Source organism: Ruegeria sp. L12, from assembly GCF_056531745.1.
This window is the reverse complement of record NZ_JBQFMH010000004.1, coordinates 184008-205346: the sequence shown is the minus strand read 5'-3', so window position 1 is coordinate 205346 and position 21339 is coordinate 184008. Positions and strand designations below refer to the sequence as shown.

The 21339-nt window shown below is 60.5% G+C and carries 18 protein-coding genes and 2 tRNA genes; 10 read left to right on the top strand and 10 right to left on the bottom strand.

Annotated features, from left to right (window positions below; all coding sequences use genetic code 11):
* Positions 1 to 156 precede the first annotated feature (156 nt).
* Positions 157 to 232 (bottom strand) — tRNA-Thr (locus ACR0K9_RS08725).
* Positions 233 to 526: 294 nt separating this feature from the next.
* On the opposite strand from ACR0K9_RS08725, the gene ACR0K9_RS08720 reads away from it, so the two are divergent.
* The 4 genes from ACR0K9_RS08720 (at position 527) to ACR0K9_RS08705 (ending at position 5408) form a co-directional block, all read left to right on the top strand.
* Entirely contained in the window at positions 527 to 1720 is a 1194-nt protein-coding gene (locus tag ACR0K9_RS08720) for a YcaO-like family protein (protein ID WP_480822366.1), read from the top strand.
* Positions 1717 to 3042, top strand: coding sequence for a TfuA-like protein (locus tag ACR0K9_RS08715; RefSeq protein WP_480822364.1), 1326 nt, complete (start codon positions 1717 to 1719; stop codon positions 3040 to 3042). Before ACR0K9_RS08720 ends, ACR0K9_RS08715 begins: the two co-directional genes overlap by 4 nt.
* 12 nt (positions 3043 to 3054) lie before the next feature.
* A complete protein-coding gene (locus ACR0K9_RS08710; protein ID WP_480533747.1) occupies positions 3055 to 4365 on the top strand; it encodes a gluzincin family metallopeptidase in 1311 nt (436 codons plus the stop codon).
* A gap of 137 nt (positions 4366 to 4502) precedes the next feature.
* Positions 4503 to 5408, top strand: a complete 906-nt coding sequence (locus ACR0K9_RS08705) for a pentapeptide repeat-containing protein (protein ID WP_480533749.1) — start codon at positions 4503 to 4505, stop codon at positions 5406 to 5408.
* 54 nt (positions 5409 to 5462) lie between these two features.
* On the opposite strand, the gene ACR0K9_RS08700 is transcribed toward ACR0K9_RS08705, so the two are convergent.
* The 4 genes from ACR0K9_RS08700 to ACR0K9_RS08685 form a co-directional block, all read right to left on the bottom strand.
* Positions 5463 to 7232 carry an adenylate/guanylate cyclase domain-containing protein gene (locus ACR0K9_RS08700; RefSeq protein WP_480822362.1) on the bottom strand — a complete coding sequence of 590 codons (1770 nt, stop codon included), beginning with the start codon at positions 7230 to 7232 and terminating at the stop codon, positions 5463 to 5465.
* Between the two features lie 78 nt (positions 7233 to 7310).
* Positions 7311 to 7946, bottom strand: coding sequence for a GNAT family N-acetyltransferase (locus ACR0K9_RS08695; RefSeq protein WP_480822360.1), 636 nt, complete (start codon positions 7944 to 7946; stop codon positions 7311 to 7313).
* A gap of 128 nt (positions 7947 to 8074) precedes the next feature.
* Entirely contained in the window at positions 8075 to 8374 is a 300-nt protein-coding gene (locus ACR0K9_RS08690; RefSeq protein ID WP_480822358.1) for a lipid-A-disaccharide synthase N-terminal domain-containing protein, read from the bottom strand.
* Positions 8371 to 9132 carry a glycosyltransferase family 2 protein gene (locus ACR0K9_RS08685; RefSeq protein ID WP_480533755.1) on the bottom strand — a complete coding sequence of 254 codons (762 nt, stop codon included), beginning with the start codon at positions 9130 to 9132 and terminating at the stop codon, positions 8371 to 8373. The genes ACR0K9_RS08690 and ACR0K9_RS08685 overlap by 4 nt, the downstream gene beginning before the upstream one ends.
* Before the next feature lie 116 nt (positions 9133 to 9248).
* Here ACR0K9_RS08685 and ACR0K9_RS08680 point away from each other — a divergent pair, with 116 nt between their 5' ends.
* Positions 9249 to 10739, top strand: a complete 1491-nt coding sequence (locus tag ACR0K9_RS08680) for an ArnT family glycosyltransferase (RefSeq protein ID WP_480822356.1) — start codon at positions 9249 to 9251, stop codon at positions 10737 to 10739.
* Between the two features lie 26 nt (positions 10740 to 10765).
* Here the strand turns inward: ACR0K9_RS08680 and ACR0K9_RS08675 are convergent, their stop codons facing one another.
* A complete protein-coding gene (locus ACR0K9_RS08675; RefSeq protein ID WP_480822354.1) occupies positions 10766 to 12253 on the bottom strand; it encodes an ArnT family glycosyltransferase in 1488 nt (495 codons plus the stop codon).
* Between the two features lie 150 nt (positions 12254 to 12403).
* Positions 12404 to 12480, bottom strand: a tRNA-Arg gene (locus ACR0K9_RS08670).
* Between the two features lie 115 nt (positions 12481 to 12595).
* Between ACR0K9_RS08670 and ACR0K9_RS08665 the strand changes: the two genes are divergently transcribed.
* Both ACR0K9_RS08665 and ACR0K9_RS08660 read left to right on the top strand, forming a co-directional pair.
* Positions 12596 to 13621, top strand: coding sequence for a LacI family DNA-binding transcriptional regulator (locus tag ACR0K9_RS08665; protein WP_480822352.1), 1026 nt, complete (start codon positions 12596 to 12598; stop codon positions 13619 to 13621).
* Between the two features lie 6 nt (positions 13622 to 13627).
* Positions 13628 to 14839, top strand: a complete 1212-nt coding sequence (locus ACR0K9_RS08660; protein WP_480822350.1) for a winged helix-turn-helix domain-containing protein — start codon at positions 13628 to 13630, stop codon at positions 14837 to 14839.
* Positions 14840 to 14848: 9 nt separating this feature from the next.
* Here the strand turns inward: ACR0K9_RS08660 and ACR0K9_RS08655 are convergent, their stop codons facing one another.
* Positions 14849 to 15739 (bottom strand): helix-turn-helix transcriptional regulator, encoded by an 891-nt coding sequence (locus ACR0K9_RS08655; protein WP_480822665.1) that lies wholly within the window; start codon positions 15737 to 15739, stop codon positions 14849 to 14851.
* Positions 15740 to 15823: 84 nt separating this feature from the next.
* Positions 15824 to 16258: a homoprotocatechuate degradation operon regulator HpaR gene (hpaR, locus tag ACR0K9_RS08650; protein WP_480822348.1), complete on the bottom strand. Its 435-nt coding sequence runs from the start codon at positions 16256 to 16258 to the stop codon at positions 15824 to 15826.
* Between the two features lie 140 nt (positions 16259 to 16398).
* Here hpaR and ACR0K9_RS08645 point away from each other — a divergent pair, with 140 nt between their 5' ends.
* Positions 16399 to 17808: a pyridoxal phosphate-dependent decarboxylase family protein gene (locus ACR0K9_RS08645; RefSeq protein ID WP_480822346.1), complete on the top strand. Its 1410-nt coding sequence runs from the start codon at positions 16399 to 16401 to the stop codon at positions 17806 to 17808.
* Here ACR0K9_RS08645 and ACR0K9_RS08640 read toward each other — a convergent pair.
* Positions 17805 to 18947 (bottom strand): DUF3095 domain-containing protein, encoded by a 1143-nt coding sequence (locus tag ACR0K9_RS08640; protein WP_480822344.1) that lies wholly within the window; start codon positions 18945 to 18947, stop codon positions 17805 to 17807. The genes ACR0K9_RS08645 and ACR0K9_RS08640 overlap by 4 nt on opposite strands.
* 144 nt (positions 18948 to 19091) lie before the next feature.
* Here ACR0K9_RS08640 and ACR0K9_RS08635 point away from each other — a divergent pair, with 144 nt between their 5' ends.
* Complete coding sequence (locus ACR0K9_RS08635) at positions 19092 to 20264, top strand: MFS transporter (protein WP_480822342.1); 1173 nt, start codon at positions 19092 to 19094, stop codon at positions 20262 to 20264.
* A gap of 18 nt (positions 20265 to 20282) precedes the next feature.
* A complete protein-coding gene (locus ACR0K9_RS08630; RefSeq protein ID WP_480822340.1) occupies positions 20283 to 21317 on the top strand; it encodes a glycosyltransferase family 4 protein in 1035 nt (344 codons plus the stop codon).
* The last annotated feature ends 22 nt before the right edge of the window (positions 21318 to 21339 follow it).

Genomic DNA, 21339 nt, shown 5'->3' with positions numbered 1-21339 from the left:
CCCCGTTAAGCCGCACCTTTTTGCATAAATTTCAAATACCTATACCCCCCATACAACCTATACACTTGCGGCGCTCTCCTCTTCAGGGAGCCTGGAAGGATCTGCTCTTTCGACTTTATCAAGGGTCTGCCGGATTTGGAGATTTTCTGAGAAGAATGGTGCCGCTGATAGGACTTGAACCTACGACCCCATCATTACGAATGACGTGCTCTACCAGCTGAGCTACAGCGGCATTCTTCTCTGCGTTGGCCCTACTATGGCCCTACTAGTTCTATGTCTTTGCCGCGAACTCATTGGTTTCGCAAGTCATTCTCGCGGGGACCCGCTAATTACGAAGGACCTGCTCTGCAAGCTGAGCTATTGAGGCGTGCGACAGATCGTTTAGCTGCAGGGCGCGGCCCATGCAAGGGGCAGTTCGCAGTTGCCCTGCGGTTGACCGGCTGGCGTTCCTCGCCCATCCTGCGCCCGGGCCAGCCCGGGCCTTCGGGTTTGGGCGGGTTATCAGATATTTGGCAAGGTCATTTGAATGTCCGGGATTTCGCAGAAGACTTATGTGCTGGATACGCATCGCCTGCGAGACCCGGAACAGACGCTGGCCATCGTCAGGCCGTTTCTCAAGGACATGGGAATCACGCGCATTGCCAATCTGACCGGGCTGGACCGGGTCGGGTTGCCGACGGTGATGGTGACACGGCCCAATTCACGCTCGGTCGCGGTGTCGCTGGGCAAGGGATTGTCGTTGAGCGCGGCGCAGGCCTCGGGGGTGATGGAGGCGATCGAATCGTGGCATGCGGAGCGGATCGAGTTGCCGCTTCGGCTGTGCAGCCATGCCGATCTGGCGCGGGATCACGTGGTGGATGTCGACCGTCTGCCGCGCGTGACCGGCGGACAGTTTGACCCGCATGGAGCAATGCTTTGGGTGCAGGGGCGCGATCTGAACGCGAATGCGGCCTGTTGGGTGCCTTATGAGATGGTGGATACGGATTACACCACCTCTCCGGTCGCCGGGCGACGGGCGTTTCCGCGCACGACGAATGGTCTGGCCTCGGGCAATGACGCGGTAGAGGCCAGTTGCCACGCGATTTGCGAGTTGATCGAGCGGGATGCCACGACCTTGTGGCACCACCGGGGGGCGGTGCCGCGCGTTGATCCCGAAACGGTGGATGATCCGCGTTGCCGTCAGGCGATGGACCAAATCGTGGCGGCGGGGCTGGATCTGGGGATTTGGGATACGACCTCGGATATTGGCATTGCCAGTTTTCGCTGTGTGATCTGCGAGGCCGGAGAGGTCACCGGCCATATCGGCATCGGCGATGGCTGTCACCCCGACCGCGCCATCGCGCTGCTGCGGGCACTAACCGAAGCGGCGCAGACGCGACTGACCTATATCTCGGGCGCGCGCGATGATCTGGACCCCGGGGAGTTCTCGGACGAGGCGCGCACATGGCGCAGCCGGTATATCCTTGAGTTGATCGATGGCGCGCCGGCGACCGTGTGTTTCACCGATTGCCCATCGCATGTCACGGGATCTTTCACGGAAGACCTAGAGCTGCTGCTGACCTGTCTGTCGGTGGTCGGCATGGGCCAGGTGGTGACGGTCGATCTGTCCCGGCCCGAGATCGACATCGCGGTCATCCGCGCGATCATCCCGGGGCTGGAGGCACCGCATGACGATCCCGATTACGTTGCAGGCCCAAGGGCGCGGGCGGTGACGGCATGAGCGTGGTTATCTTCGTCGGCCCCACCCTGCGGTCCGAAGCAGTGCAGGAGCATCTGGACGCGACCATCCTGCCCCCGGTCCGGCAGGGGGATGTGTATCGCGTGGTACAGGACAGGCCGCGGGCCATCGGCATCATCGATGGATATTTTGATGGCGTGCCCTCGGTCTGGCACAAGGAAATCCTGTGGGCGCTGGAACAGGGCATCCCGGTCTTTGGCAGCGCCAGCATGGGCGCGTTGCGGGCGGCGGAACTTTCCGATTTCGGGATGATCGGCGTCGGACGGGTGTTCGAGGATTACCTCAGCGGCGCGATTATGGATGATGACGAGGTGGCGGTGCTGCATGGCCCTGCCGAGTTGGGCTTTATGCCGCTGAGCGAGCCGATGGTGTCGATCCGTGCCACGCTGGGCATGGCACAGACGGCCGGGGTGCTGTCGGAAGAGGATGCCCGGATCCTGTTGGAGGCTGCCAAGGCTCTGCACTATCGCGACCGGGTTTGGGACAGGGTGATCGCGGCAACAGATATCGCCTCGGGTCTGGACGATTTTCGGAACTGGCTGCCCGCGGGGCAGGTGGATGCAAAGGGCGATGACGCCCGGGCGATGCTGGCGCAGATGGCGCGGTATCTGGAGGCAGACACCGACACCCCCGCCGCGCCGCGCGTCGAACGCACGTTGGCCTGGCGCGAGCTGCGGGATCGGGTCGACTCGGAAACCACGCCGCCAGATCAGGACACGCGGGCGCTGGTGGATGAGTTGCGGCTGGACCCCGACCTTTATGCCCGGTTGCGCGACCGCGCCGCTTTGCACCTGCTGGCGCGGGATGAGGCGCACAGGACCGAACACCAACCGGACCGCACCACGCTGCGAAAACACATGGCCGCGCACAGGTTTGCGGCCCGCCTGCCCCGTCAGGTCGATCTGATGGAGTGGCTGCAGGACAACGACCTGACGCTTGCGCAATACGAGGCGCTACTGACCGACCGCGCCCATAAGGATGCGGCCATCGCGGCGCACGCGGATGATCTGGACACCGCCCTGCTGGCCGAGCTGCGCCACGATGGCCGCTATGGTGCGTTGCGCGACCGGGCACGGCGCAAAGCTGACCAGATCGGAGCGCTGGGGCGAGTGAACGGCACCGCTGGCGGCACGGGCAGAATGCAGTCTCTGGTCTGGTATTTTGAAACACGGCTTGACCAGGCGGTGCCAGATGATCTTGAATCCTATGCAATCGCGCTTGGTCTGGACGGGCGCGAGGCGTTTGTTGATCTGATTGAAGCCGAATTCATGTTTTGCCGCGCCGAAGGTGAACCGGAACGATAACGGGAGGGGACATTGACGATCTGGCCCGATTACTCGGAAAACGAAACTCCGGGCACGCGGTTCCTGCTGTATCCGCAATCGCCCTATCTTGAGCCGAATTCGAAGCCCGAATTGGTCGAAATCTCGGCCCCGCAGGGAACGATCGGACCGGGGCCGTCGGGGCCGCGCATGTATGCGATGTACCCGATCGACAAGACGATCCCCTATGGCACAATGATCGAGGGCGAGGACGGCCCCGAGATGTATCTGCCCGCCTGGGACGGCTATATCCTGCCGCCGCCGGAACCCGATGAGTTCGGCAATTTCATCCATATCGACCCCGACGATCCTGCCTTTGAGGCAGCGCATCTGTTTGGCGCGGCCCATTTCACCATGGATGTGTGGGAGGGGTATTTCGGCCGCCCGATCCCCTGGCATTTCGAACGTGATTTCGAACGGCTGGAACTGTCGCTGCTGCCTGGCCTCGACAATGCGCATATCGGTTGGGGGTTTCTGGAAACCGGCGGCACCCGTGAACATGGCGACGAATACCGCCCCTATAGTCTGAATTTCGACGTTGTGGCGCATGAGATCGGCCATGCCATCATCTACAGCGTCATCGGCCTGCCGTCCGAAGAGGATGCGACGGGCGAGTATTATGGCTTCCATGAATCGGCGGCGGATATGGTGGCGCTGCTGGCATCGCTGCATTTCGGTTCGGTCGTGGATGAGGTGCTGAAGAACACGCGCGGCAATCTCTATACCTATAACCGGCTCAGCCGCTTTGCCGAACTGTCGCAGAACGCGCAGATCAGGATCGCCGCCAATGACCGGACCCTGTCAGATTTCTCGCATGGCTGGTCCAGCGAACACGCGCTGTCGGAACCGCTGACCGGGGCGATGTTCGACATTCTGGTCGATATCTATCACGAACGGCTGGTTGCCCATGACGTGATCGACCCGGAAATGGAGGAGCTGTCGGACGAGTTGGAAGGCACCGACGAATACAATGCCATCATGCAGGACCTGTTCGACGAACATTACGCTGCCGATCCTGAAGGATTCCGGGTGGCGCTGATCGAGGCGCGCGATCTGCTGGGGACCTACCTGGCCGATGCGTGGGAAAAGCTGGACCCCGACATGTTGAGCTATTTCGGCGTCGAACGCGCACTGGTCATGGTCGATCAGGAGATCACCGGCGGCGCGTTCCGGCAGATCATCGAAGGCAATTTCCGCATGCGCGACATCGGATTGACACGCCCCGGTCCACGTCTGAGCAAGCCCGATGGCGCCAGCCACGCCGCATCGGTCCGCACATTGTCGCCCGAGGTGAAAGAGCCTTAAAGTCTTTGTTTTTACCTCGGTTTTATGGCAGTTTATGCGCACGGGGTGATAATTTGACAATCAACGCGCAGTCAAATGCGCAAACCGGGACAGACGAGGCCAGCGGCTGCGTCGGCCCCCGATAGGGAGAAAGTGATATGTCTGAGTCGTTACTCAGTTTTTCCGAGGTATTATTGTTTGGGCGAGAGTTAAACGATCTTAAACTGAAACAGAAATCGGTTCGATTGGCGCTTGAGATTCCAGGCGCGCTGCCGGCACAGGTCGATGTCATTGACGGGGTGAAGGTGAAAGCCCATGACCGGATTCTGGTTCAAAGCGGCGAGACCGAAAATGAAATATCGGGCATCTACAAGGTTGCCGACGTCGGTGGCAATCTGACGCTCGTGAAGCGCAAGAAAGTCGAGTTTCAGACATTCGTCTACGTCCAGAAGGGCCGCGTATTCAAGCATTCTTTCTGGGAACAAACAGCCAATAGCCACAAACGGCAAATGTTCGAAGAACAGGACGAGCGCAGAAGGGGTCGTGGCGTCAACAACTTCATGGGGGACCAGTTCGGAGGCGATGCCCGGCTGGCCCGGATTTATGGCTTCGCATATGACGGCACCTATTACGAGATGCCGGAACCGACGATCTTCCTGGTTCATGGCGAGGGCGAAAGTGCCACGGGTGGCAACCTGCCCCGCGGGTTCAGCCTTGAAAACACCGGAGGGCCGGACACGACACAGCAAGCTGCACGCGCTCCGATGAACCCGTCCGTTTCGGGTGTCGCGGCGGCGGATTATCAGATCGCCAGCGATATTCGCGTCTGGAACTATGATCAGGCCGATTACACCCTCCGCATGGACATCGCTGCGGGTCAGATCGAAGAGGTGCTGCTGGACGTCTATTTCGAATATGACGCACCGATGATGGCCGGGGCCAAGGTCAGTGGCGCCAAAGTCAGCGGGGCCAAGGTCAGTGGTGCCAAAGTCAGCGGCGCCAAGGTCAGCGGGGCCAAGGTGAGCGGTGCCAAAGTCAGCGGCGCCAAGGCACGGGGCGAATAGGACCGGATATTTCCGAGGATCGGGGCGCGTGGATCACGCGCCCTTTTTTGTAGCTCAGAACCCGGCCTTTCTCAGACCTTCCAGAAAATGCTGAGTGTCGTCTTCCAGCAGATCGGGCTGGACCCTCGTCCAGCGCTCCAGCGAAAAATTGGGATGCGCCGCGCGATGTTTGTCGGCAATCTGGCGCGCCATATCCATGTCTCCCTTGTGCGCATAGCTTGCGGCCAGCACCCGTTGCCCCTCGGTCGGGTTGTTCATCTTGTTCACGGCCGCAATCACATCGTCATAGCGCTTGAGATTGTAATAGGCCCCACCCAGATGCCAGAGGTACTGATCCGGGAAATAGGGGTTCAGGCGCATCGCCTGCTGAAGGTGTTCGATCGCGGTCTCATTGTCGCCTGAATGTGCCAGAGCATCCGCATAATCCGAGTGCATATCAGCATCATTGGGGTTCAGTGACAGCGCGCGTTTGTAGGATTCAAGCGCTGCTGCGTGTTCCTTGCGGTAAAGCTGCACATACCCCAGCTCACCGAACCCGCGCGCATCGGTGGGGTCCAGATCGACCGCGCGCAGGGCCAGCGACAGGGCCTTGTCCAGCGCACTGTTCGGGTCCTCGGTCCAGGAATAGCGCCAGTCGATATTGAGCGTGCGGGACAGCGCCGCCGCCGCCCGGGCATAGCCGCCATCCCGTTCCAGCGCGGATTCATAACAATGCTGCGCCTTGCGGTTGTCATTGCGGGTATATTTGAAGATATGATGCTGACCCTGCAGGACCGAACCATAGGCCCTGAGGTCAGAGGGCGCCGCCTGCACCATGCGCTGTTTTTCGTGCGATTCAATCATCACCGCCATGGCCGCGACTATGCATTCGGTCACATCGTCCAGAATGTCGAATATGTCGTCGAGCTTGCGGTCGAAGCGTTCGCCCCAGATGGTGCGCTCGGTGTTGGCATCCAGCAATTCAGCGGTGACGCGGATGCGGCTGGAAGAACGGCGGACGCTGCCGCGCGCCACATAGCGCACGTTCAACCGGCGCGCCGCCTCGTGCGGGGACATCGACTGCGTTTTGAAGAAGAAGGACGAGTTGCGGGCAATGACGAACAGGTTCCGGAACTTTGACAGGTTCATGATGATGTCATCGGTCAGCCCTTCGGCGACCCAGCTGTCATCCTCGCCCCCGCCCTGGCTGACAAAGGGCAGGATAGCGACCGAGGGGATATCGGGCCGTTCCAGCACCTCAAGCTGCATGTCGGGCCGCAGGGTCGCGGCCATTGTCGCGCCCTCGACCTCGCTGCGCACGCAATAGGTGGCCACCGGTAACAGGATATTCTTGAGCTGCTTGGGCCCCAGAAACTCATAGCCATAGCGCAGGCGGTTGCGGATCTGTTCATAGACAGCGGCGCTGACATAGACCCGTTCGGGTTCAGCGATTTCCTGCAGACGGGCGGCGATGTTCACGTTGTCACCATGAATGCCGCGATCATCCTGCAGCACTTCGCCCATATGGACACCGGCACGGAACTTGATCTGCTCATGCGCCATTCGGTTTTGATTGTGCTGTGCGGCAATCCGATGAAGCTCGATACTGAACTCGACGGCGCTGGTGGCGGTTTCGAACAGCGCCAGGATACCGTCCCCGCGCACTTCGATCACCCTGCCCTGATACTGCTGGCAAATCGCCTCGAGTTGCGACAACAGAGAGTTCAACGCGTTATACGTATCCATCTCATTCTCGCCCATCAGGCGGGAATAGCCGACCACATCGGCAAACAGCACCGCGCCGAGCTTTTGTCGGAGTGTGGGATTCGAACCGGTTGTATTCACTGGCAATACTCGAATCGATTGTCGTGTCTAAATTTATGCGGGAATGTTATCAAATTCTGGCTCAATACTTGTACTAATTCACTCATCGCAATGGGCCGGGGGTGGCCAGCTCCATTCAGGTGCGCCGAAAGTGACCACAGTATCTGTATGCAACTCCTGCGCCAGCTCCTGTCGCCGTGCCGACCAGTCCTGCTGCAACATGCCCACCACGATCATGTCGTGAAACCGACCGTCCGCGAACCAGGCCTGCCGCATTGTTCCCTCGACCTGACAGCCCACCTGACTGATCAGATCGCGGCTGCCGTGATTGTCTGCCCGGTAATATGAGGTGATCCGGTTGAGGCCCAGCTGCCGGAAGGCAAAATCCAGCAGCAAGGCAATGGCCCGCACGGCAACCCCGTGCCGCCGTACCGATTTGTCGATGAAGATCGGGATCACCGCGTCGCGGTTGACTTGCGAGATCGCCTCAAGCCCGATCATGCCCTGCGGCTCGGCGCTGCCGGATTCGATAATGAACCAGCATTTTCCGCAGTCGCGCGAGGAACTGAGCGCCTCCTCCCAAATCTGTTCGGTCTGCTGCAAATTCAGCGGAACGCGCGAGGTGCGGTCAAACAGCGCCAGATCACGAACATCCTGAAACCAGCGCGCAACAGTTTCCATATCCGCTTTCTCAAGCGGACGCAGCCGGAACAACCGGGGTGTAGCATCAGGCAAAGGCAAAGCCTCCGAATTCAAATGTAAAAATCTATTCGCGCGATACTAGCACAAATGATTCGAAAACAAGAAACATCTTGTTCACACAAGGATTCGGATAGGCCGAGACCCGCTGAGCGGGCCGCCTGTTACCGGTTTTCAGCCCGGATCAGGAAGATGTTGCGCAAATAGATCGACAGCCCCATCGACTGGCCCAGAATAAAGACCGGGTCGCGGCGGTAGATCGCATAGCTGAGCAGGATCAGCCCGCCGCCGATGGACAGATACCAGAAGGCCATCGGGATGACCGACTTCTTGGCCCGTTCCGAGGTGATCCACTGAACGATGAAACGGGCGCTGAACATCAGCTGACCAGCAAGTCCGATAAAGACCCAAAGCGCCTCGGTCGGGCTATCTACGTGCAGGATTTCAAGAATGGTGTCTTTCACGACCGGCCCGCCTCTTTTGCCGAGACCGATTTGGCGCGGCGCATCAGCCAGACAACGCCGAACAGGTCCCAGATACCGACCATCGCCCGGCCGAAATTGGTGTATTTGGACTGACCCGACAGGCGCTGCTGATGGGCCACGTCGACCAGCGCGATCTGCCAGCCGTAGGCCTTGAATAGCGCGGGCAGATAGCGGTGCATGTGATCGAAATAGGGCAGGTTCAGAAAGGCCTGTCGGCGGAAGGCCTTGAAACCGCATCCGGTGTCGCGGGTGCCGTCCTTCAGCATCCAGCCGCGCAGCGCATTCGCCATGCGCGAGGCCAGCTTTTTCGAGACGGTATCCTTGCGGCCCAGCCGTTGCCCGGCGACAAGCCCGATCTGGCCGCTGTCATCCGCCAACAGCGGAGCCCAGATCTTTGGCAGTTCCTCGGGCGGGTTCTGACCGTCGCCATCAAGCGTACAGCAAACCTCGGCCCGTGCGGCCTGAACGCCGGAGTGCACGGCGGCGCTTTGGCCACCGGCGGGTTTGTGCTGCAGGATGCGCAATTGCGGGCAGGTCTGCTGAAACGCCTGCAGCGCGTCATAGGTGCCGTCGGTTGATCCGTCATCCACCGCGATGATCTCAAAATCCGGAAGATCCGCCGCTGCGGTGCAAATGCCCTGCAGCAAATCCGCCACGGCCCCCTGCTCGTTGTGCATCGGGATGACGACCGACACGGCCGGTCGGGTATCGGGCTGGGGTTGAGCGTCACTAAACATGATGAAAATACGTTCTTGATTCAGACACAAAGGCTTGTGATTGATCAGGAGCGTAAATTCAAGTAGCCAGCCGTTTTGAAGCGGGTTTCAGCACAACAAATCGAAAGGCGGGCGCGGTGAACGTCAGATCGACATCGGAACGTCTGTGGGCCACGGATTGGGCGCCTTATGTGGTGACAGGCGCGGTTATCGTGGTTTTGTGGTGTTGGTACATGGTCGGGCTGGGGCAGGACGGGCTGTCGAAGATCGACGAATTCTTCACCTATGACCGCAGCCTGGGATTTGCCCGCAACGGCGATTGGTTCACCGTTTTTTCGCAAAACGAACCCAGCCTGAAAAAGCCGCCTCTGCAATACTGGATGACAGCCGGTATGATCGAGATGGGGTGGTCGCATATGACCGCCCTGCATCTGCCTTCGATGCTGTTTGCGCTGGGCACGCTGATCGCCACCGCGTGGCTGGCGCGGGTGATGGTGCCCGATCATCCCTGGCTGATGCTGCCTGCGGTTCTGCTGGTCTCAAGCTCACAGAATTTCTGGGGTCATGCGACGTCGGCCATGCTGGACAATGGCGCGATGTTCTTCTCGACCCTGGGTGTGGCGGTCATGTTGGCCGCGTTTGAACGCCCGCGCCTGTGGCCTTGGTTCGCCGTCACGGTGTTTCTGGCCGGGATGCAGAAAAGCCCGACACCGCTGGTCTTTCTTGCGTTGGGTCTGCTGACCCTGATTCTGACGCAGCGCTGGCAGGATCGCCCGACAAGCGAGATCTGGAAGAACAGAACCTTCCTGTGGACCATGGCCGCCTGTCTGCTGCTGGCCTTCCTGTGGCCGCTGTTTCAATACCTGCGCTTTGGCTTCGGGGCCGAGTTTCAGGGCAGCGTGCGCACCGAAATGCTGGATCGTTTCGCCCCGAGCGTAGCCGACCGGAGTCTGAAAAAGCTGTCGGAGATCATTCTGGGGAACGAGCCCGGTTTACGGCTGTTCGGGCTGATCGGACTGTTTTTTTTGCCCTTCAAGTTTGGACGCCCGCGTCTGCTGGCAACGACGGGGATCGCGGTGTTTTTCTTCCTCGCCATGTGGATGGCATCGGGAAAGATCTATGACCGCTATACGCTGCTGATCCTGCCGATGCTGATGGTTGGCGCGGCGGGCGGCATCATGCTGGTCTCCAAACGGATGTGGGTGCGCGTCCTGCTTCTGGCGGTGCTCTGCCTGTCCGAAAAAGGCCCGATGAAACACGCTGCCGCCTACAACCATCCCACAACCGCCGAGCAATTCGGCATCGACCTGCAGGATTTGCTAGAACCGATGCAGACCATGGTGCAACCCGGTGAAACACTGGTGGTGTGCGGCTTTGACAACCGCCGCCGTCTACCCCTGGGCGCGGCCTCGGTCTATGCCTCGCCTGACAATCGCTTCGTCTACATGAGACGCCCCAATCTACGCGGGTACCTTGCGCAGTTTGACTATAACGCAGGCCCCCTGCGCGGTGTCTGCCGAGCGAAAGAGCTTGAGCGTATCTCGGAAGACCTGACCGGCCTTACCCGTCAACCCGTCGAGGGTACCGAGTTTGTGTATTGGACGGCCGAGGGCCTTACCGCCGAATAGAAACCGGTGCGAATTGCCTGTGACCCTCAGTCCTGCAGGTACCGGTGCCCGGATGCGGTCCAATAAACATACCCCTCTGCGGGTGACGGGGTTGTTTCGAGCCCGATAAGTTCGGACGCAATCTGTTCCAGTTCCTCGGCATGACAGAACCCACGCAAGGGGCCCGCTGAATATCCGATCTCGCGGAGTTCCGATGCAAGCTCCATCCGTGACAGAAACACGAACCGCTGCCCGTTCGAGGCATAGACTGACGCCGCACCGGGCGGAACGCGGGGCCGTGATTTATCCAGAGCGCAGATCACCAGTGCCTCATGCGGTTGCAGGGCCTGTCCAAGTGGCAGCAGCACCTCGGACATCGGCATCCCGAAGCGATAGTTGCTTGTGCTGGGCTGGATTATTGAGCGATCCTTGATCGGTCCGCCTGCGGCGAAGACCAGCGCCAGCAACGCGCCTGTCGCGATCCAGCGGAACCGGCCAAGAGACAAGGCCAAACCGGCGGCTCCAACCATCAGAAGCGGCAGAATCAGAAGGGTGTAGCGTGCGTAAACCCGTCCGGACGCAGCCCACATCATGACCACAAACAGGACTGCGATGCCCGTCGCCGCAAACAGTCGCGGACGCCTCAGGATGAATGGCAATGCGCAGATGCCCAGGAACCCGACGACGCGCAGCCAGATTTCCTTACCCAGGATCAGCTCGGACATGCCGCTCAGGCCCCGGGCCGATATTGACGGGGCAAACCGGTCAAGCATCTGCCGTTTGACGCTGCCGTCCAGAGAACCGTCCAGCGCGAACCGCGCCTCTTGCACAATCGGCCAGGCAAAGGACAGAAGCACCGAGATCATGATGGTTTTGCGAAACCTCGGATCACGCCAGATGTCGCGCGGCGGCGAGGTCTGCCAGCGGCGGGTCGCCACCAACCCAAGCAGGGCAAGCGCCAGAAACGCCAGCGGGGTCGGGCTTTTCTGCAGCGCCGCCAGTACCGCGACCACACCAAAGAGAGGCCAGTATCTGGGCCGCTCGAACGCCACAAACATCGCAGCAAATCCCAGCGTGGTAAAAAACGCAGCCCCCGCATCCAGCATCGCCGAACTGGCATAGCGCCAGAATTCAAGCGACGTTGCCAACAGCAGCACCGACAGAGGCATCGCCCAGGGCAATTTCGGCAGCATGGCGCGTGCCAGACATGCCGTTGCAATCAGAACGCCCAGCGCGAACACCATGGAGGGCAGCCGCAGCGCCAGCATATCCGGCACGCCGAATTCGATCAGCAGGCCCGAGAACCAATATTGCAGCGGCGGCTTCTTCAGACTGGGTTCATTGTTGGAATAAACCGCAAACCAGTCGTCATTGCGCGCAAAACCTGTGCTTCGATCATAAGTATAGAACTCGTCAAAGCGCCAGATATGACCGGCATCGAGATCAATCAGGTACCACGACCAGATCAGGCAAATGACAATGGCGGTAACAAGATAAATGAGGCGCTGAGGGGCATCGAGGCGTGATCGAAGCATTTCATTCCGGCTATTTGGGTCCCGCGCAATCAATTCGCCGGGCAATCTGAATTACATAGAACTATTTCTGGCTCTGTATGCGGGACCGGGCGTATCTTCAATCCATTCCCACGCACGAATATCTCGGCGGTGACACTCAGGTCACCAAACTGGCGACCCCGGCAGGATTCGAACCTGCAACCTGCCCCTTAGGAGGGGGCTGCTCTATCCAGTTGAGCCACGGGGCCGCGCGTCGTTTTCTGTAGCGGGGTTTTTTCCGATTGTCATGGGCTTTGCACAAGTGTTGAATAGATTGCCCTGTTCACGCTACCATCGGGGAAACGAACAATGCAGGTATCCCCGGTGACAACAGAAACAAAACGCCCGCTTACCCTTCGTGATGTGTCAGAAGCGTCCGGAGTGTCGGAAATGACGGTCAGCCGGGTGCTGCGCAATCGCGGGGATGTCTCGGACGCCACCAGAACCCGCGTTCTGGCCGCCGCGAAAGAGCTTGGGTATGTGCCCAACAAGATCGCTGGCGCGTTGGCGTCCAGCCGAGTGAACCTGGTGGCGGTGATCATCCCATCACTGTCGAACATGGTTTTCCCCGAGGTGCTGACCGGCATCAATCAGGTGCTTGAGGATACCGAGCTGCAGCCGGTGGTCGGCGTCACCGACTATCTTCCCGAAAAGGAAGAGAAGGTCCTGTATGAAATGCTCTCGTGGCGGCCTTCGGGCGTGATCATCGCCGGGCTGGAACATACCGAAGCGGCGCGTGCCATGCTGGATTCTGCCGGCATTCCGGTGGTCGAGATCATGGATACCGACGGCAAACCCGTCGATGCGATGGTGGGTATTTCGCATCGCCGCGCCGGGCGCGAGATGGCGCAGGCGATCCTGAAGGCAGGCTACGAGCATATCGGATTTATGGGCACCAAGATGCCGCTGGACCATCGCGCGCGAAAGCGGTTCGAAGGGTTCACCGAGGTTCTGGGCAAGCACGGGGTCGAGATCGAGGATCGCGAATTCTACTCGGGCGGGTCGGCGCTGGCCAAGGGGCGCGAGATGACGCAGGCCATGCTGGAACGTTCGCCCGATCTGGATTTTCTGTATTATTCCAACGACATGATCGGTGCAGGCGGACTGCTGTATCTGCTGGATCAGGGCATCGAAGTTCCAGGTCAGATCGGTCTGGCCGGGTTCAACAATGTCGAGCTGTTGCAGGGTCTGCCGCGCAAGCTGGCGACGATGGATGCCTGCCGGACCGAGATCGGACGCACCGCCGCCGAGATCATCGCGGCTAAGCTGGCCGACCCGGAATCAGAGGTCGAAACCCGCGTCACCCTGACCCCCAAGATCAGCTATGGCGACACGCTGAAACGGCGTTAACGCCCGATGGCGCTGCAGCGTCTGGACAATCGGGCGGCGCGCGCCTTGTTCATGGATCGCCATGCGCTGCTGGAGCAGCCAGCGGGCGGCTCAAAGGGCGCGGACCTGTTGGGGCTGATCCATCGTCTGGGGTTCGTGCAGCTTGACAGTATCAACACCGTTGCCCGCGCCCATGACATGATCCTCTATGCGCGCAGACCCAGCTATCGCGCGCGCCACCTCAAGCGGCTTTATGAGCGCGACCGCGCCCTGTTCGAACATTGGACGCATGACGCCGCGGTGATCCCGATGGAGTTCTATCGCCACTGGCATCTGAGGTTTTTGCGCGATGCCGACATGCTGAAAGCGCGCTGGAAGAACTGGCGGCGGGACGGGTTTGAACAGAAGTTCGAGACCGTCCTGCAGCATATCCGCGACCATGGCCCGGTCGGATCCTCTGATGTGGGCAAGGACGAAAAGAAGGGGTCGGGCGGCTGGTGGGACTGGCACCCGTCCAAGACCGCGCTGGAATATCTCTGGCGGTCAGGTGCCCTGACGGTGGTGGGGCGGGACGGGTTTCAGAAACGCTATGACCTGACCGAACGGGTGATCGACGCGCATCTTTGCCCCGGAGGGGCCTGCGATGCCGATGCCACTGTGGATTGGTTGTGCAACGCGGCGCTGGACCGGCTGGGGTTTGCGACCTCCGGTGAACTGGCGGCATTCTGGGATACGGTCAGCGCGGCCGAGGCGAAGACTTGGTGCGAACAGGCTCTAACACAGGGTGATATCGAGGAAATTATCGTCGTCTGCGCGGGTGGGCGGGAACGCAAGGTCTTTGCCCGCCCCGGTCTCTGCGCTGAAGCGGCAGCGTTGGATGCCGCCCCCGGACGGATCAGGGTGCTCAGCCCGTTTGATCCGATGCTGCGCGACCGGAACCGGGCCGAGCGGCTGTTTGGGTTTCATTACCGGATCGAGGTCTTCGTGCCTGAACCCAAACGCATCTATGGGTATTACGTGTTCCCGCTGCTGGAAGGTGACCGGCTGATCGGTCGCATCGACATGAAGGCGCAGCGCGACAAGGGCGTGCTGCAGGTCCGGGCCCTGTGGCCCGAACGCAAGCTGCGGTGGTCCGATGCCCGCACCAGACGACTACAGGCCGAGCTGGATCGGGTGCGCCGGTTTGTCGAACTGGAGAGCGTGGAATTTGCGAAAGACTGGCTAAAAGAGCCGAAATAGAGCCTGTTTTCAGCTTAGAAATCCCTGTTGTTCGACCAGTTGCCGAAGTTCCGTCAGCGACGCCTTCACCGTACGGCCCGAGGTATCCATCTGGGCGTCGGCACGACCATAGAGCACCTCCCGGCTGGCCAGAATGCACTTGAGCTGCTCCATCGCTTCGGGGTTTCCAGCCATTGGGCGTTCGTCACCCTGCGCGCGCACGCGGTCCATATGCTCGGAGGGTGAGGCGCGCAGCCAGATCGTGTGAAACCGGTTCAGCAGGTTGGTATAGGTCCCGGGCTCGGCCACGATCCCGCCGGCGACCGCCAGAACCACCCGGTCATACGCGGCAATCACCCGGTCCAGCGCCTGCGCTTCGAGGTTGCGATAGCCGTCCTGACCGTAGAAGGCCATGACTTCGGACAGGGGCATACCGGCCATTTCCTCGATCCGGGTCGTCAGCTCAATGAAAGGCAGGCCAAGTTCGGCCCCCAGCAACGCGCCCAGTGTCGATTTCCCCGCCCCGCGCAGCCCGATCAGGCAAATCCGGTCCGCCTGCGCGTCCCCGATGGGCTGCGGGCGCAGGGTATTCATCACGGTTGCTTTGACCTCATCGCTGGCCTGCCGATACAGTTCGGCCACCTGCAGGACGTCTGACTCCCACGGATCATCCTCGCCAATCAGCCACTCGACCTTGTAGTCGAGCGCCTGCGCCACCCTTTGCAACAGACCGATCGAGATATTGCCTTCACCCGCTTCAAGCTGCGCCAGATAGCGCGGCGACACTTCGGAGCTTTCCGACAAAACCCGACGCGAAATGCCCCGCATCTGTCGAGCGCGCCGGACGCGGGCGCCGACACGGGCGCTCAGATCCTGAGGTTCTGTTTCATTGGCCGCGTCGGGCGGCGTTTCGGCATCCATTTCGGTCAAACCGCTTGCATTGAGTAATGGGTAAGCTACGACGCGAACAGCAATCGGGCAACGGTTTTGCCCGGGCTTGCCTTGCTACAGGTCCAGATCGTGCAACTCTCCCAGCAGATCCAGCAGCATCTCATGTCGATCTTCGCCCAAAAGCGCGCGCAAATGCGCCGCCTGTTTCAGGATCGCTGTCAGGTTAGCTTGAATGATTGCGCGGCCATCGTCGGTGATTTCAACGATCTGGCGACGACGATCTTTCAGATCGGGGCGCCGAAGGATCAGTTTTTTGTCTTCCAGCTTTTTCAGAATGCGCGTCAGGCTGGGCAGCAGCAGGCATGCGCGCTCGGCAATTGCGGTAGGGTCTTTCGGGCCTTCTTCCTGCAGCACGCGCAACACGCGCCATTGCTGCTCGGTCACGCCGGCATCTGCCAGCACACTGCGAATGGGGCCCATCACCTTTTCCCGCGCGCGCAACAATGCGATCGGCAATGAACGAGAGGTAAGGGGCAGGTCGTCAGCCATAAGGAATTTTGGCGCAAATTCAGGTATATCGCAATAGAACGTTGCGCTTGTGCAGGGCGCCTGGACCGGACACTAATGAACTTGGCTAACATGCAACGAACCAAAGCAGATCGAAGGATCGGTCAAAAGGAAGCGGCAAGATGAAGTGGGATGAGTTTTCGGACTGGGGCAAGAAAGTCGCCGAATGGACGCAGCACTATCACCAGACCGTGGGTGACAGTCCCGTGCGCGCCCGGACCGAGCCCGGCGAGGTACTGAACGCCCTTCCCGCACATCCCCCCGAACAGGGCGAGCCGGTCGAGGACATCTTTCGTGATTTCGAAGACATCGTGATGCCCGGTATCACCCATTGGCAGCACCCTCGTTTCTTTGCTTATTTCAATGCCAACGCCTCCGCCCCCTCGGTTCTGGCCGAGTTTCTGACCAGCGCCATCGCGCCGCAATGTATGCTGTGGCAGACCTCTCCGGCCGCGACCGAGATGGAAACCCGGATGATGGAATGGCTGCGCAACGCGCTGGGTCTGCCCGAGGGGTTTTCCGGGGTGATACAGGATTCGGCCTCCTCCGCGACACTGGCCGCGGTGCTGACCATGCGCGAAAAAGCGATGGACTGGCAGGGCAATCACACGGGTCTGTTCGGTCACAAACCGCTGCGCATCTATTGTTCTTCCGAAGTGCACACCTCGGTCGACCGGGCGCTGTGGATTGCGGGTATTGGTCAGGACAATCTGGTGCGCATCCCGGTTCAGGGAGATTGGCGCGGCATGGATCCCGAGGCGTTGGATGCAATGATTCAGTCTGATTTAGAGTCTGGATTTCAGCCAACAGGCGTCATTCTGTCCGTGGGCGGAACCAGTATCGGAGGCACCGACCCGGTCGACCGATGCCTTAATGTGGCGCAGAAACATGGGCTTTATTCCCATGTCGATGCGGCCTGGGCAGGCTCGGCAATGATTTGCCCTGAATACCGCCATTACTGGGAGGGTGTCGAACAGGCCGACAGTATCGTGTTCAATCCGCACAAGTGGTTGGGTGTTCAGTTCGATTGCTGCGCGCATTTCCTGAAAAACCCCGATGATCTGGTGCGCACATTGGCAATCAGCCCTGAATTCCTGAAAACCCATGGCAAGGACGGGATCATCAACTATTCGGAATGGTCGGTTCCGCTGGGCCGCCGGTTCCGGGCGCTGAAGCTGTGGTTTGTCATCCGCGCCTATGGGTTGGAGGGGCTGCGCGCACGGTTGCGCAATCACGTCAACTGGTCCGTGGCGCTGCATGACCGGTTGGAGTCTGAGCCGGATTTTCGGATTGTGACACCTCCGATGTGGTCGCTGTGGACCTTTCGGTATGAACCGGACGGCGCCGCCGATCTGGACGAATTGAACCTGCGGCTGGTGAACGCAATCAACGATGACGGACGGATTTACCTGACCCAGACGCGTGTGGATGGTGATCTGGCCATCCGCTTTCAGGCCGGTCAGTTCGAAACCACCGAAAGCGATGTCATGATGGCCTTTGACGTCATCACCGAGATCGCGCGCGGGCTCTAGATCCGCATGGTGGCCGCCGCCTGTGCGTAGCCACCCGAGGCCCCGTCGACGAAATGCACATGGTCGTCACGCATGGCCGAGGGGACAAAGCAGGTCATCATCGCCTCTTGCTGAACGTGCAGGCCGTAACGGATTTTGCCCTGCGTTTGCGCATCCTCCAGCATCCGGGTGATCTGGTCCAGCGTGGTCGGGTCGCAATCCAGCGTCATTTTCAGCCCGTCATCAAACTTGCGGAAATCGGCGTTTCGGCTGACCATCTTTTTGTAATGGTCGGGTTCAAACTGCCCAAGCCGCATTCCGGTTTTGAACAACAACCCGATCAGCATGTTGCCGATCATCAGCCGTAACTTCTGCAACAATAGGCTGCGCCCGGCGCGCGAGACATGGGCATCGATATCGACACCGGGCGGTGGAAAGCTCATCGGCGGACCCTTGGGCGGCACCGGATGGCCAGCGCGCTCCAACCCTTCGGCAACCGACAGAACGGATTGGGCCAAAGTGGCAAAATCGGCCTCGTTAGAGCCTGTTTCAGGCTGGATCACCAGCGATACGATCTGACCATGCCGGGCCGGGCTGTTCGACCAGCGGCAGGACAGGCCCGTCAGGTCGGGCTGTGCGTCGGGGCCTGCGCGTTGAATTGTAAACCGCCCCGATTTCATCTGCGCCTCGGCCCAAGCCAGACCGCCGCCGGAAAACATCGCATAATCCACACCGGTGGACGGCGCATAACGGGCGACGCGCAGATCTCGTCCCGCAGCGCGGATGTCGGCCACCGGAACCAGCGCCGCCCGCAGGGTGATGGCGAATTCGGTCTCGGCCCAGCTTTGCAACGCTGCCAGTGTTTCCCGCGCGGTATCGGCGTCTTCGCCCGGCACCGCAAACCCGGCACCGTCACCGCCGAAGACATACGGGAACACGCGCCCCTGCATCGCGTTGATCATACCCGAGATCACGGCAGCCCCGACCATGTTGACGGTCTTGTAGCGGCCGCGCGCGATCTCTCCGGTCGAGTCCACGATATCGGCCACGCCCATAACCCAGCTTTCTGGCAGGGGTGTGAACCGGGCCGGGTCGCTAAGGCTCAGGAAACTGTCCGAAATGGGAACTGAATCATAAAACACAGAGTCTGAAGGGGCCATGACACTCTCTGAAAATCTCAAATCTGATATGATGATAGCCCAAATGTGACGGATGTCTGCCCCCGGCGAAACGCCCTTGCGCTTGTGCGGGCCTGCGCGACGTGTCAAGCATCACCGCAAAGCATTCGGACAAAGGGGCGCGCGATGCAGGCAGGGTTGGTGGTGTTGTGTCTGGCCTATGTCCTCAGCCAGTTTTTCCGCGCCTTTCTGGCCGTGCTGACCACAGATCTGGGCCGCGATATCGGGGCCAGCCCCGAAGACCTCGCCTTTGCATCAGGTCTTTGGTTTCTGGTCTTTGCGGCGATGCAAATCCCGGTGGGCTGGGCGCTGGACCGTGTCGGACCAAGGCGCAGCGCCGCCGCGCTGCTGCTGATCGGCGGCGCGGGTGGGGCTGGCCTGTTCGCTGTCGCCACGACGCCGTTTCACGTGGCGCTGGCGATGGCACTGATCGGGGTCGGCTGCTCGCCCGTCCTGATGGCCTCCTACTATATCTTCGCCCGCGAATTCCCCCCTGCCAAATTCGCCACCCTTGCTGCCGTGATGCTGGGCGTGGGGTCGGTCGGCAATCTGGTCGCCTCGTACCCCACGGCGCTGGCGGTCGAGTTGATGGGCTGGCGTGCCACACTGGCCGGACTGGCAGTTATCTCGGGTGTTGTGGCTGCGGGGATCTGGCTGACGGTGCATGACCCCAAAAAAGTCGAGACCGAGCAAAAGGGATCGGTGCTGGACCTGCTGAAAGAACCGGCGCTGTGGGCCATTCTGCCGCTGATGCTGGTGGCTTATGCGCCGTCTGCGGCCCTGCGCGGGCTTTGGGCTGGGCCGTATCTGCGCGATGTCTTTGACCTCAGCACCACGCAGATCGGTCAGGCAACGCTGATCATGGGCGCGGCAATGATTGCGGGGACCTTTGCCTATGGGCCGCTGGACCGCATCCTGAAGACCCGCAAATGGGTGATCTTTGGCGGCAATGCGTTGGGGGCTGCGACCTTGGCGCTGCTCTGCCTGCAGATCGAAGGCGGCGTCTGGCTTTCGGTCCTGCTGCTGTCGGTCATTGGCTTTCTGGGGGCCAGTTTTCCGGTCATCATGGCCCATGGGCGGGCCTTTATCCCCTCGCATCTGGTCGGGCGGGGGGTCACGCTGCTGAACCTCTTTGGGATCGGCGGTGTCGGGCTGGCGCAGTTTGCCACCGGGCGCATCCATGCAGCCAGCGCTGGCATCAGCCCGGCCGCGCCTTACATCGCGATCTTCGGCTTTTTCGCCGTCACCCTTGCCATTGGCTGCGTGATCTATCTATTCAGTCGGGACAGCGTGGACTGAAGCAGCCGGAGGCCCCCCGTGCAGGACATTGAGGTGATTGCGCCCAATCTGAAGCATTCCCTGTCGGGCGTGACGACCACGGTGATCCGACTGTTGCCGATCCAGCAGAACATGATCGGTATCCGCGCCACCGGCCCCGGCCTGCCCGGGGATTTGCCCCATATCAGTCTGTGGAAACTGCTGTTCCTGCCCAATCGCAAACGGGTCTGGCACGCGCGCCGCAATACCGAGATGCTGATGGGCCTGATCCTGCGCGCGGTATTCCGGCGCAATTACAAACTGCTGTTCACCTCGGCGGCCCAGCGGGACCATTCCGGGTTCACCAAATGGCTGATCAACAAGATGGACGCGCTGATCGCCACGACGCCGCAGGCGGCATCGTTTCTTCAGCACCCCTCGACGGTGATCATGCATGGGGTGAACACCGAACTGCTTCATCCGGAGCCGGACAAGCAGGCCCTACGTCAGAAACTCGGCCTGCCCAAAGGAGTGCTGATCGGCTGTTTTGGCCGTATCCGCCCCCAGAAAGGGATCGACCTGCTGGTGGATGCTGCCCTTCAAGTGCTGCCTGACCATCCGGATGCCCATGTGATCTTCACCGGGCGCACCGCCAAAGAATTCGAGGCGTTTCAGGCCGAACAGGAACAAAAACTTCAAGAAGCCGGGCTTGACGACCGCGTTCACTTTCTGGGCGAACGCCCCTGGGACGAGATTGTCGAGACCTACCGCGCGCTGGACCTCTTCGTCGCCCCTGCCCGGCACGAAGGGTTCGGACTGACCCCGCTCGAGGCGATGTCTTCGGGCGTGCCTGCGATTGCCTGCCACGGGGTGGGCGCATTCAGTGCGCAGATCAAGGATGGTGAGACCGGACGGCTGGTCGAAAAAGACAACGCCCAAGCTCTGACTGAGGCGCTGCAGGATATGCTGCGGGACCGCGCCGCGCTGGCCGCTGCGGGGATAGCCGCCCGCGCCCATGTCGAACAGAATTTTCGAATCGAAGGCGAGGCGCAGGCGATCGTGAACATCTATCGGCAGCTTCTGGACACGGACTAAGAGCCCGGCAATCGCGACAAAT